Source organism: Streptococcus sp. DTU_2020_1001019_1_SI_AUS_MUR_006 (genome assembly GCF_032340315.1).
Lineage (GTDB): Bacteria > Bacillota > Bacilli > Lactobacillales > Streptococcaceae > Streptococcus.
In genome coordinates this window covers 721,851-734,173 of record NZ_CP135436.1, presented here as the reverse complement: position 1 = coordinate 734,173, position 12,323 = coordinate 721,851, and the positions used below count along the sequence as shown (strand labels likewise).

Genomic DNA, 12,323 nt, shown 5'->3' with positions numbered 1-12,323 from the left:
CACCAGCGGAAACGGCAGAAAGGAGCGCACCCATGCCAAGAATGAGCAAGAAACGGCGGCTGGAATGGTCTTTTTTCCTGCGGCAAGTAAAAGTCGGAAATACCACCTGCGACCGTATCACATACAACGACCTCTGCCGGGGCTGTACCCATAGCTGCAAGCAGAGCTTCCGGGCGGTTATCATACTCTGCCCCCGCTACTACTCCAAACGCCGGAAAAAGGAGGACAGGGACAATGGCAGATAACCGCAAGTATTACTACCTCAAGCTGAAAGAGAACTTTTTTGACAGCGACTCCATTGTGCTGCTGGAAGATATGAAAGACGGAATTTTATATTCCAATATCCTCTTGAAGCTGTACTTAAAATCGCTGAAAAACGGCGGGAAGTTGCAGCTTGACGAGCATATCCCCTACACAGCACAGATGATAGCGACACTGACCCGCCACCAGATAGGGACGGTTGAGAGGGCTTTAGAGATTTTCCGGCAGTTGGGGCTTGTGGAGCAGCTTGACAGCGGGGCTTTCTATATGACCGACATTGAACTGATGATAGGACAGTCCTCTACCGAAGCCGAAAGGAAACGGGCTGCAAGGCTGGAAAACAAGGCACTTTTACCGTCCCGGACAAAAGGCGGACATTTGTCCGACATTCGTCCACCAGAGATAGAGATAGAGTTAGAGAAAGAGATAAAGATAGAAAAAGAGAGAGAGGGAGAAACGGGACACCCCGCCCCCGCCGCTTATGGCAGATACAACAATGTGATACTGACCGATACAGAGCTTTCCGGGTTGAAAACAGAGCTGCCCGACAAGTGGGAGTATTATATTGACCGGCTTTCCTGCCATATCGCTTCCACCGGGAAGCAGTACCACAGCCATGCAGCCACCATTTACAAGTGGGCGCAGGAGGACGCTGCCAAAGGCAAGGCTGCCCCGAAACAGGGCATACCCGATTATTCATGCAAGGAGGGCGAGAGCTTATGAGAAACGGGATTGAAGCTATGATTACGGACATTACAGCCACTACCGCCGAAGCGGAGGACTACACAGGCGAGGACGGGCTTTTATACTGCGGCAAGTGCCATACGCCCAAAGAAGCCTATTTTTCAAAAGAAACCGCCCAATGGTTAGGGCATGACCGACACCCGACAGAGTGCGACTGCCAGCGGGCAGCCCGTGAAAAACGGGAAGCCGCTGAAAGCCGACAGAAGCACCTTGAAACAGTGGAGGACTTGAAACGCCGGGGCTTTACCGACCCTGCTATGCGGAACTGGACATTTGAGCATGACAACGGCAGAAACCCGCAGACCGCAACCGCCCGTTTTTATGTGGAGAGCTGGGAAACCATGCAGGCTGAAAATATCGGCTACCTGTTCTGGGGCGGCGTGGGGACAGGAAAAAGCTACCTTGCCGCCTGTATCGCCAACGCCCTTATGGAAAAAGAGGTTGCCGTCTGCATGACAAACTTTGCAACAATACTCAATGACCTTGCCGCCAGCTTTGAGGGCAGGAATGAGTATATTTCCCGCCTTTGCAGCTACCCCCTGCTGATACTTGATGATTTCGGTATGGAGCGAGGGACAGAATACGGGCTGGAACAGGTTTATAGCGTGATTGACAGCCGTTACCGAAGCGGCAAGCCGCTGATCGCCACGACCAACCTCACGCTGGAGGAATTGCAGCACCCGCAGGACACGCCCCACGCCCGTATCTATGACAGGCTGACTTCCATGTGCGCCCCCGTCCGCTTCACGGGTAGCAACTTCCGAAAGGAAACCGCACAGGAAAAGCTGGAACGATTAAAGCAACTGATGAAGCAGCGAAAGGAGAGCCTATGACAGAAACCAAACAGACAAGCACCACCAAAACAGACCGCCGCCCGGACTGTGTAACGGAAATCCGCATGGGCAACTCCGTCCTTACCGTTTCCGGCTTCTTCAAGCAGGGCGCAACCGACACCGCAGCCGACAAGATGATGAAAGTGCTGGAAGCGGAAGCTGCTGCCGGACATACGCCACCGTTCAGCGCATAAGTGATGACATGGAAAAGCGGTCATGCTTCCCGGCGTGACCGCTTTTCAACAAAGGATTATGAGGGTATGAATAATTCGTCAACAGTTATTTGTAATTCTTTGGCAAGACAAAAGGCTAAAGCAAGTGTTGGGTCATACTTGTTATTTTCTATTGCATTGACCGTTTGACGGGAAACGCCGCATTTTTTAGCTAATTCCTCTTGTGATAAGCCTAATTCTTTTCGTTTATTTCGGATTATATTTTCCATATCAACCACTATGCTTTCTCTTGTAATACATGAGGGAAACAAAATACATAATAGCGAAAACTTCCAACTGTACAAAAGGATTTTGAGTAAGAGGTTGTGCAGTTACAAACTTTTCAATGACAGTTAAAATATTTGCTCCAACCACGCCTAACAGAGTAAAGGAACTGGCTTTCCATACGATAATTTGATTGCGTTCATCTCCCGGTTTTAGAAGTGTTACCAACATAAAAATGTCTAAAACTGTAAACACAGCCAAAACAACTCCTAAAAAAATCATTGCACCTACTGGCATAATACTTCGCTCCTTTCAAGATTTGTTTAGAATCAAATGTCAAATACTTTTGACACTTTGATAATATCAGAACAGTTGCAAAATGTCAAGAGTTTTTGACATTTTGTTTTTTGAAATATCATTGAGCGACAAACCTTAAAAGAAAAAATCGTCATTATTACAAGCTATAAAGAAGCGAAAACCCTATACAGACAGCCGCCCCATGTGGTACAATCAAGGTACGGAATAGTGGGGCTGGCTGTCGGAAACGGAGGATTTTATGTTAAGACAGACCAACCAACAACCAATTACCGCCCTTTACCCAAGACTTTCCCATGAGGACGAGCTGCAGGGCGAGAGCAATTCCATTTCCAATCAGAAGCGTATCCTTGAAACCTATGCAAAGCAGAACGGCTTTTCCAATCTGCGCTGGTACACGGACGACGGTTATTCTGGTGCGAACTTTCAAAGACCCGGTTTTCAAGCCATGCTTGCGGACATTGAAGCCGGAAAAGTCGGGACAGTTATCGTAAAGGATATGTCGAGGTTAGGGCGAAACTACCTGCAAGTGGGAATGTACACGGAAATGATTTTCCCACAGAAAGGTGTCCGCTTCATCGCTATCAATGACGGAGTGGACAGCGCACAGGGCGACAATGATTTTGCCCCGCTGCGGAATATCTTTAACGAATGGCTGGTGAGAGATACGAGCAAGAAAATCAAAGCAGTGAAACGCTCAAAAGGCATGAGTGGCAAGCCTATCACAAGCAAGCCTGTGTATGGCTACCTCATGGACGAGGACGAAAATTTCATCATTGACGAGGAAGCTGCACCCGTAGTCAAGCAGATATACAATTTCTGCCTTGCCGGGAATGGTCCGACCAAGATAGCCCGTATGCTCACAGAGCAGCAAATCCCCACGCCGGGAACGCTGGAATACCGCAGGACGGGCAGCACCCGCCGCTACCACCCCGGCTATGAGTGCAAGTGGGCGACCAATACCGTTGTGCATATCCTTGAAAACCGGGAATACACAGGCTGTCTGGTAAACTTCAAGACAGAAAAGCTCTCTTACAAAGTCAAGCACAGTGTAGAAAATCCCCTGGAAAAGCAAGTGATTTTCGAGAACCACCACGAGCCTATCATAGACACCCAGACATGGGAACGGGTGCAGGAACTTCGCAAGCAGCGCAAACGCCCCAACCGCTATGATGAAGTGGGCTTGTTCTCCGGCATACTGTTCTGTGCGGACTGCGGCAGTGTCATGTATCAGCAGCGATACCAGACGGACAAGCGCAAGCAGGACTGTTATATCTGCGGTAACTACAAGAAACGCACCCATGACTGTACGGCGCACTTTATCCGCACCGACCTCTTGACCGCTGGCGTACTCTCCAATCTGCGAAAAGTGACAAGCTATGCGGCAAAGCATGAAGCCCGGTTTATGAAGCTCTTGATTGAGCAGAACGAGGACGGGGGCAAGCGCAGGAACGCCGCCAAGAAAAAGGAACTGGAAGCCGCCGAGAAACGAATAGCCGAGTTATCCGCTATCTTCAAGCGGCTGTATGAGGACAGCGTGACCGGGCGCATATCAGACGAGCGTTTCACAGAGCTGTCGGCAGACTATGAAGCAGAGCAACGGGAACTGAAAGAAAGAGCCGCCGCTATCCAAGCGGAGCTTTCCAAAGCACAGGAAGCCACCGTGAACGCAGAAAAGTTTATGAATGTTGTCCGGCGGCATACCAGCTTTGAAGAACTTACCCCTACTCTGCTGCGGGAGTTTGTAGAGAAAATTGTTGTGCATGAGTGCAGCTATGACGAGAACAAGACCCGCAGACAGGACATTGAGATTTATTATTCTTTTGTTGGCAAGGTGGACTTGCCCGAATAACCGCCCGACCTATCCGACACAATGCGCAAGTGCCGGATAGGAACGGCAAAATTTTTTACACTTCTATTGCTTCTTTATCACACATCAATAAACGTTCAAGCGTTGAAACTCCTGTCTTATCAAGCTCTTTATCTAGTCCACCATCAGAAACAATCACAGCAGCGATCAACTGAAATTGCTCCTTGGTAAATAACTCTTCTTGAATCCCCCTAGCCAAACTGGTAAAAACCAATTCATCGCGAATCTCTGGACTAGTATCCCCTAAGTGCTCAAGCAACCACAGGATTTCTTCTTGATGATAGCTCGGTTCTTCTTCTACTACTTTTCTTTTCAATTCTGGATACATCTGCCCACCTCTTTTTATGAGTTGTCAAAAAATCATCCGCAGATGACTTTATATTAAATTCTTAAGGAAATAGAATCTGGGATAACTGGTCTAAAATGAAGTAAATAACTATCAGTAGCAGCTCTACAGCAAGTTCAAATTTAACATCACGACCTTCAACGGCGTTTTTGAAAATAGCTACAGCTAGTCCAATACAAACCCAGGAGCATTATTCTAAAACAGCCTTTCTATTCCCCTACTCTCCCAACTGGGCACTGTAGGCGATGATCTGATCAACTGTGTCAGACAAGAATTGGATGGTATCACGGAGTGGTTTATCTGTAGAGATATCTGCTCCGATAATCATAGCTGACTCAAGTGGTGTCTTGCTACCACCAGATTTGAGGAGATTGAGCCAGTCTTCAGATCCAGTCTCAGAGTTTTTCAGATGAAGGTAACCAGCTGTCGAGATAACAAGTCCAGCTGAGTAAGTGTAGCTATATAAGCCCATGTAATAGTGAGCTTGGCGCATCCAAGTCAAGGCCGCATCGTCATCAATTTCAATAGCATCTCCCCAGAAGTCTGTCAAGACTTCCTTCATAATGCTATTGAGTTTACTTGCTCCAAAGGTCTCCCCTTCTTCAATCAGTGTATAAACCTTACGTTGGAAGGCTGCTTCCAAGAGGTGGGTGATAAAGTTATGGAAGTAGGTATCTGTCAAGCGGTGAGCAAGAGCAAATCGTTTCTGACGTGGATCATCAGACTGGTGTTCCAAGTAATCACTTAAAAGCAATTCATTGAAGGTTGACGGTGCTTCGACATAGTAGGTAGACATGTGAGCATTGAAGTAACTTTGGTGATTATCTGAAAAGATGAATTGACCAGAATGCCCGATTTCATGAATCAAGGTATAAACATCGCTCAAACGCCCTGTCCAGCTCATGAGGACATATGGATGCACACGGTAGGGATCAGCTGCATACCCACCAGAATCCTTACCACTATTAGCAGCAAAGTCCACCCAGCGTTCTTCTTGATAGCGAGCAACTTCTTGACTGTATTCTTGACCCAAAGGTTCTACCGACTTCATGACCAAATCATAGGCATCATCAATGCTAACCTCTGGATTCAACGCACTATCCAAATCCAATTTCCAGTCGGCAAAGGTCATCTTCTCAAGACCATTGACCTTGGCAACATGCTTGAGATATCGCTGAGCAACTGGCGCAAAGTCCTTCATGATGAGATCAATCTGACGATCAAACATGGAACGATCTACTTCTTGCTCAGCTAAAAGATAGTCAAATACTGAGTCATATCCCTTCATATCTGCCAACAATTTCTCAGATTTGACCTGAGCAAGATAGGCTGCTGCAGCCGTATTTTGGTGCTTGCGTAGTCCTTCTGAGAAGGAACGGAAGGATTTCTCACGGACTTCAGCATCCTCATGATTTTGGTAGAAATTTTCATAGGTTACAAAGCTGTTTTTGTAGGTCTTGCCATGGGCTTCAAAGTCAGCCATTTCAAAGTCCCCAGCTCGCATTTTAGTATAGATATCCTGAGGACTATAGAAAACTTCACCGAGATTGGTCAAAGCCTTCTCCACATCAGCACCAAGATAGTGGGCTTTTTTGATTTTGGCCTGACGAATAGCCGACGTCAAGTGTGGCAATTCACCCAAACGGTCCAAGATTTCTTCATCTGCTTCTACCAAGGCGTCATCAAAGAAGGTTAAGGCGACACTGGCATCTGTCTCAAACTCCATCCCAGCCTGGGCGATATTAGCAAACTCTTCATTGCTATAATCTGTCGTCTGAGGCATAAAGCTGTAATTGCCGATATGACTCATCTGAATGTAGATTTGTTCCAATTCTGCAAAGGCCTTTTCAAAATCCTCAAAAGTGTGAAGATTGCCCTTGTAATTTCGACTAAATTGATTGATGTCTTCACTCGCCTTTTCAATGGCACGCAAGAAATCCTCACGGTCTTGGTATAGGGCTGTTAAGTCCCAAAGTTCCTTTTCAGGAAATTCTGAACGGTGTTTTTGTTCCATCTTCTTCCTCTTATTTCTCTAATTCTAATAAAACACTGATGGCTGATAAGGCATAAAGCGGCGCTGTTTCTGCTCGCAATATCCGAGGCCCAAGTCCTGCAAGGATCGCTCCTTTGGCTTCAAAACTTTCGATTTCTGCAGGTGAAAGACCACCTTCTGGTCCAAAGATAAAGAGCAGTTTTGCTCCTTTTTCTAGTCCAGCAACAGCTTGGATGAAGGCAGCTGCCTCTCCTTCTTTAGCCGACTCTTCATAGGCCACCACGATGCGGTCAAACTGGTCAAGTTGGGCTAGAAAGTCTGCCTTTTTCTCAAATAGGGTAATACTTGGGACCGAATTCCGCTTGCTTTGCTCGGCTGCTCCAAGGGCAATTTTTTCTAGTTTCTCGACCTTTTTGCCCAATTTTTTCCCGTCCCACTTGGCAACGGACCATTCAGCAGGGAAAGCCCATATCTGGCTAGCACCTAGCTCAGTCACTTTCTGAGTGATAAACTCCAGCTTATCTCCCTTGGGAAAGCCTGATGCGATGGTCACTTGGACTGGCAGTTCCACATTGTCATCCAATTCCTCAACCAACTCAAACTGACGCGCCTCCACATTGACCACACGCGCCAAGCGCTTAATGCCATCATCAAAGACTAGAGTAACTTCGTCATCCTCCTTCAGGCGCATAACCTGAAACATGTGCTTGCTGGTTTCCTTGTCCTCGATGGTGACTAGTGATGTGGCAAGACCTTTTACAAAATACTGTTGCATGCTAGCCTCCAATCACTCCAGAGACATCCTTGGTCTTCTTAAAGACGCAGGCATTCCATTCCCCTTGAATTATGTGGGTTTCAAGGAAAAATCCAGCTGACTCAGCCGACTCACGCACCATGTCCCACTTGTCCTTGATAATCCCACTCATGATCAGGTAGCCTTCATCCTTGACCAAGCGAAAAGCATCATCCGTCAGATGAATGAGGATATCCGCCAAAATATTGGCCACGATAACGTCAGCTTCAATCTCCACACCTTTCAGCAAATCACCTGGGGCTACATGGATGTTTTCCATGCCAGGATTGAGCTCAATATTTTCCTGAGCGACGCGAACCGCCACATCATCCAAGTCATAGGCGAAAATCTCCTTTGCACCCAGAAGAGAGCTTGCAATAGAAAGAACCCCTGAACCAGTCCCTACATCTAGCACTGTTTCGCCACCACGAAGAACCTGCTCCAAGGCAAAGAGACTCATCTTGGTCGTCGGATGGGTTCCTGTCCCAAAAGCCATGCCTGGATCTAGCTTGATAATTTTTTCTCCCGCTGTTGCCTCATAGTCCGTCCATGACGGTACGATGGTCAGGTCATGGGTGATGCGAGCTGGTTCATAATACTTCTTCCAGTTGTCGGCCCAGTCTTCCTCAGCCAAGGCTGTCATTCCCATCTTGACCTCACCCAGATCCATAAAGTCTGTCAATTCTGCCAGGCGAGCCTGCAAATCTGCTTCAACCGCTGCTATATCAATCGTATCAGGGTAGTAGGCTGTTACCACGATTTCTTCTTGTTGCTCGACCTCAGGGAAAATCTCTCCAAAATGATCCACATTCCCCACATAGTCCATGCTGTCTTCAATCGCAACACCCTGCGCTCCCAACTCAATCAAGAGATTAGAGACCAGCTCCTCCCCCTCACGCTTCACTGTAACTTTTAACTCTTGCCATGTTTCCATCATTAAGATACCAAGCCCGTAAAACACAAAGCCAAAATAGGAAACTCTCTGAAGACGCTTGTGTCTAAGAGATGTTTATCTTTTTGGCACAGTGTTTAGGGCGGGTTCAGTTTAGAAATTTAACCGAACCTTCCTTTCTATTTCTCTATCAATTTTTTCATGTAGACCATATCCATGCCTTCTTTTTCAGGCTCGATATGGGTTTGTTGGTAGCCATTCTTCTCGTAGAAGGCAACCATGCCTGCATCCTGTAATACCGTACACAAATCCCACTGTCTAACGGTTGACAATTCCTCTTCTAGCAAGCGCAATCCCTCAGATCCATACCCTTTTCCCTGATACGGAGGCAAAATCGCTGCCGTTCCCAACCAAGCTTTCGTTAACTCGTCATTGGTATGAATTCGTAGAAAGCCTATCTTCTCTTCATCTTCTTTTACAAAGTAGTAATAGCTATTGGGACGCTCGTCTAGTTTCCACTTAATTTTTTCGCGGTCCTCCAGATAAGGATCGTATTCATCTTGGTATTTGTCATAAACAGCCTTAAAGCTAGCTCTTTGAATGGCAATAATGGTATCTAAATCTTCTGCTCCTGCTCTCTCAAGTCTTATCATAATCTTTCCTCCAAATAATCCCTCAATCTCCCCTGGAGCTGAGGTACCGCCTGTTTAGAATTGAGAAATTCCTCAACGGGCATCAGTTTGTAGGCCTGTCCTTCATCTCCAAAGGTAATATTGTCAAACTGATCCTGACTTAGCTGCCCAACCATAAAGACAGACTGATGACCTTCATAAAGCATGCTGGGATAGACCTTGCTCCAAAGTAGACAATCTTCGGTCAAATGAATGCCTAGTTCCTCATAAACTTCACGCGCTGCGCACTCAAAAGGGCTCTCGTCCCCTTCACGACCACCACCTGGTAACTCCCACATATTGGGCCAAGGGATATTGTCCTTGTCATCACGTAAGATAGTCAAGACCTTATCCCCACAAATCAAGGCAATCTTAGAGCCCGTAAAATCAGTAAGTTCTACTTCCATGCTAGACTCCTAATATCTCGGATAAGGGTAAAATTCTCCTTCTTCCAATCCAACTTTTCCTTCTTCAAAGACTTCTTGGTTCCATTCCATGACGAATTCTTCTGCTTCTGGGTCTTCCAAAAAGTCCATGAGGGCATCTAGTCCAACATCTGCAGTATCTTTAAGAAATAGCGCAAAATAAGCTAAAAACTCACGAGAAAAACCTTTCTTCGGCAAATAAGGGATGACTGCCAGATAGTCTTCCTCATTAACTATTGACTTGGCAGGGTTGTAAAAAAGTACCGCTTCTTCAAAAAGGATATCATCTGACGAAACCTCTCCGTCTTCATCTAACATCTCCACCCCTGCAGAATTTTGCGCCTCAAGCAGAAAACTCACTTCAACCGCATGATTGCGCTTGTCCCAGCTAATCTCAAAGTCAAAGGGAAAGTTCTTTTCCAACTCTTCTTGTAAAACATCTAAAAATCCGTATGTTGCCATTTTGTCCTCTTTCTATACGACTCTTAAATCGCCCCGAATACTCGGAAATATGCTAAAATAGATACTACCATATTACCACATTAGTATCAGAAAATCCATGTTAGAAAGGACTGCTATGCCAGACAATCTCGCGCTTCGTATGCGCCCCAAAACCATCGACCAGGTCATCGGTCAGGAGCATCTGGTAGGACCAGGAAAAATCATCCGTCGCATGGTGGAGGCAAATCGTCTATCATCCATGATTCTCTATGGACCTCCAGGAATTGGTAAGACCAGTATTGCCTCAGCCATCGCTGGAACGACCAAGTATGCTTTTCGGACCTTCAATGCCACTGTTGATAGTAAAAAACGTCTCCAAGAAATCGCTGAAGAAGCTAAATTCTCTGGTGGCCTTGTACTGCTACTAGACGAGATTCACCGTCTTGACAAGACTAAACAAGACTTCCTCCTTCCACTCCTAGAAAGCGGACTGGTCATCATGATTGGGGCGACGACTGAAAATCCTTTCTTTTCTGTCACTCCAGCCATCCGCAGTCGCGTTCAGATTTTTGAGTTGGAACCCTTGTCTAACCAAGATGTTAAAGGAGCCATTCAAATAGCCCTGACTGACACTGAACGAGGCTTTGATTTCCCTGTTGAGTTAGATGATGATGCCCTTGATTTTATCGCAACATCTACCAATGGAGATCTCCGTTCTGCCTTCAATTCGCTTGATTTAGCAGTTCTCTCCACCCCAGAAAATAATGACGGTGTCCGCCACATCACGCTCGACATCATGGAAAATAGTCTTCAGAGAAGCTACATCACTATGGACAAGGATGGAGACGGACACTACGATGTTCTATCTGCTCTCCAGAAATCCATCCGTGGCTCTGATGTGGATGCCAGTCTCCACTACGCTGCCCGCTTGATTGAAGCAGGTGACCTTCCTAGTTTGGCACGCCGTTTGACGGTGATTGCTTATGAAGATATCGGCTTGGCTAATCCCGATGCCCAGATCCATACCGTAACTGCTTTGGATGCTGCACAGAGAATCGGCTTCCCCGAAGCTCGCATCCTCATTGCCAATGTTGTCATTGACCTGGCGCTTTCACCTAAGTCCAACTCAGCCTATGTGGCTATGAATATGGCCCTGGCTGACCTTAAAACATCTGGTCATTTACCAATCCCACGTCATTTACGGGACGGCCATTATAGCGGTAGCAAGGAATTAGGCAACGCCCAAAACTACCTCTATCCACATAGTTATCCTGGTCACTGGGTCAAGCAAGATTATTTACCAGAAAAAATTCGCGACCATAGCTACTTCTCACCAGAAGATACCGGAAAATACGAACGAGCCCTAGCTCAACGCAAGGAAACCATAGATAAATTACGAAATTTGTGAAATCCTATCCAAATAATTACATTTACCCCTTGATTTTTTTTGAAAAAGTGGTATTATATAAACATAGAAACGCTGTGGTGTACGACCTCACACTTAAGTGTTGACCGACTATTTTTTGTATTATTAGGGAAACAAAAGTCTTCTAACAGCATGTAGGCCGTCTCACACGGAAACAGCTTCAGTTAGAGCGAGTTGCCCACCTGCTTAATTGCGCGGGTTCAATACAAACCGTGAAGTTTCGGCACCAATACAGCTTTTTATTTGCCTTCTTAGCTCAGTTGGTAGAGCAGTAGACTCTTAATCTATGGGTCGCAGGTTCGAGCCCTGCAGGGGGCATCTAAATCAACAGGAAAAAGCCTTGATTTATAAGGCTTTTTTGCTTGTCATTTTGTTTTTTGTACCAAATAATTTATATTCACCAAATTAGAGAGTCTCATCCAAAGACTCGCTATTTATCTAACATCTCGTTTTCATCGAAAAAACCACCGCGAGGGTGGTTCTTTTTTATCAATCGTCAAACACTCCGCCTGTGAGTTGGTACATGAGGTAAATGTGTTCCAAGGTTTTTACCTTATCCATATGATCCACATCTTTTACGCCTCCCAAGGCTAGTAAAGGAACAAAACCGAAACATTGGTTATAAGACAAGGGACCATGTTTTAACACAGCCTGTCTATATAAATCCAGTTCAAAGTTATCAGTCACATATGAGTTATCTAAATACTGAAGAAAATATTTCAAGCTCTTGATAATAATGTCGCAGTTTTGAAGATTATATTTTACAATACCAACAAATTCATTCTCTTCCCAAGTAATAATATCTCCAAAAGCTGTTACGAACAGCGGAAAAAGAAGTAAGGAACTATTCATAATAATAGCCGTAGCAAATCTTTG

General features: G+C 45.9%; 15 protein-coding genes, 1 tRNA gene and 1 pseudogene. 7 read left to right on the top strand and 10 right to left on the bottom strand.

The annotated features are described in order from the left end of the window. The first annotated feature begins 32 nt into the window (after positions 1-32). The 4 genes from RRU92_RS03740 to RRU92_RS03725 are packed head-to-tail and all read left to right on the top strand — an operon-like array spanning position 33 to position 2,032. A complete protein-coding gene (locus RRU92_RS03740) occupies positions 33-245 on the top strand; it encodes a hypothetical protein (RefSeq protein ID WP_005927784.1) in 213 nt (70 codons plus the stop codon). Then, on the top strand, positions 235-984 hold the full coding sequence (locus RRU92_RS03735) for a phage replisome organizer N-terminal domain-containing protein (RefSeq protein ID WP_021610547.1): 750 nt from the start codon (positions 235-237) through the stop codon (positions 982-984). Before RRU92_RS03740 ends, RRU92_RS03735 begins: the two co-directional genes overlap by 11 nt. Further along, entirely contained in the window at positions 981-1,838 is an 858-nt protein-coding gene (locus RRU92_RS03730) for an ATP-binding protein (protein WP_015513106.1), read from the top strand. The genes RRU92_RS03735 and RRU92_RS03730 overlap by 4 nt, the downstream gene beginning before the upstream one ends. Then, complete coding sequence (locus RRU92_RS03725) at positions 1,835-2,032, top strand: transposon-encoded TnpW family protein (RefSeq protein ID WP_009320846.1); 198 nt, start codon at positions 1,835-1,837, stop codon at positions 2,030-2,032. The genes RRU92_RS03730 and RRU92_RS03725 overlap by 4 nt, the downstream gene beginning before the upstream one ends. A gap of 56 nt (positions 2,033-2,088) precedes the next feature. Here the strand turns inward: RRU92_RS03725 and RRU92_RS03720 are convergent, their stop codons facing one another. Together RRU92_RS03720 and RRU92_RS03715 are read right to left on the bottom strand one after the other, a co-directional pair. After that, a complete protein-coding gene (locus tag RRU92_RS03720) occupies positions 2,089-2,280 on the bottom strand; it encodes a helix-turn-helix transcriptional regulator (protein ID WP_034479912.1) in 192 nt (63 codons plus the stop codon). 1 nt (position 2,281) lies between these two features. Continuing rightward, entirely contained in the window at positions 2,282-2,572 is a 291-nt protein-coding gene (locus RRU92_RS03715) for a hypothetical protein (RefSeq protein ID WP_055300848.1), read from the bottom strand. A 259-nt stretch (positions 2,573-2,831) separates the two neighbouring features. On the opposite strand from RRU92_RS03715, the gene RRU92_RS03710 reads away from it, so the two are divergent. After that, positions 2,832-4,442: a recombinase family protein gene (locus tag RRU92_RS03710; protein WP_086433040.1), complete on the top strand. Its 1,611-nt coding sequence runs from the start codon at positions 2,832-2,834 to the stop codon at positions 4,440-4,442. Between the two features lie 91 nt (positions 4,443-4,533). Here the strand turns inward: RRU92_RS03710 and RRU92_RS03705 are convergent. The 7 genes and pseudogenes from RRU92_RS03705 to RRU92_RS03675 form a co-directional block, all read right to left on the bottom strand. After that, positions 4,534-4,788 (bottom strand): annotated as a pseudogene (locus RRU92_RS03705) (DUF2785 domain-containing protein); the annotation flags it as partial. Positions 4,789-5,023: 235 nt separating this feature from the next. Continuing rightward, on the bottom strand, positions 5,024-6,820 hold the full coding sequence (pepF, locus tag RRU92_RS03700; protein WP_315640472.1) for an oligoendopeptidase F: 1,797 nt from the start codon (positions 6,818-6,820) through the stop codon (positions 5,024-5,026). Between the two features lie 10 nt (positions 6,821-6,830). Then, the gene (locus tag RRU92_RS03695) at positions 6,831-7,574 is read right to left on the bottom strand and encodes a 16S rRNA (uracil(1498)-N(3))-methyltransferase (RefSeq protein WP_315640470.1); all 744 of its coding nucleotides are present in this window, start codon (positions 7,572-7,574) and stop codon (positions 6,831-6,833) included. A gap of 1 nt (position 7,575) precedes the next feature. Next, positions 7,576-8,526 (bottom strand): 50S ribosomal protein L11 methyltransferase, encoded by a 951-nt coding sequence (gene prmA, locus RRU92_RS03690; RefSeq protein ID WP_315640902.1) that lies wholly within the window; start codon positions 8,524-8,526, stop codon positions 7,576-7,578. 137 nt (positions 8,527-8,663) lie between these two features. Beyond that, positions 8,664-9,137, bottom strand: coding sequence for a GNAT family N-acetyltransferase (locus RRU92_RS03685; RefSeq protein WP_315640469.1), 474 nt, complete (start codon positions 9,135-9,137; stop codon positions 8,664-8,666). Next, positions 9,134-9,562, bottom strand: a complete 429-nt coding sequence (locus RRU92_RS03680; protein WP_315640468.1) for an NUDIX hydrolase — start codon at positions 9,560-9,562, stop codon at positions 9,134-9,136. Before RRU92_RS03680 ends, RRU92_RS03685 begins: the two co-directional genes overlap by 4 nt. A gap of 9 nt (positions 9,563-9,571) precedes the next feature. Beyond that, positions 9,572-10,042 carry a DUF3013 family protein gene (locus RRU92_RS03675; RefSeq protein ID WP_315640467.1) on the bottom strand — a complete coding sequence of 157 codons (471 nt, stop codon included), beginning with the start codon at positions 10,040-10,042 and terminating at the stop codon, positions 9,572-9,574. Positions 10,043-10,157: 115 nt separating this feature from the next. Between RRU92_RS03675 and RRU92_RS03670 the strand changes: the two genes are divergently transcribed. Together RRU92_RS03670 and RRU92_RS03665 are read left to right on the top strand one after the other, a co-directional pair. Further along, positions 10,158-11,429: a replication-associated recombination protein A gene (locus tag RRU92_RS03670; RefSeq protein ID WP_315640465.1), complete on the top strand. Its 1,272-nt coding sequence runs from the start codon at positions 10,158-10,160 to the stop codon at positions 11,427-11,429. 263 nt (positions 11,430-11,692) lie between these two features. Next, positions 11,693-11,765, top strand: a tRNA-Lys gene (locus RRU92_RS03665). A gap of 171 nt (positions 11,766-11,936) precedes the next feature. Here RRU92_RS03665 and RRU92_RS03660 read toward each other — a convergent pair. After that, positions 11,937-12,299: a T6SS immunity protein Tdi1 domain-containing protein gene (locus tag RRU92_RS03660; protein WP_239822583.1), complete on the bottom strand. Its 363-nt coding sequence runs from the start codon at positions 12,297-12,299 to the stop codon at positions 11,937-11,939. Positions 12,300-12,323 lie beyond the last annotated feature (24 nt).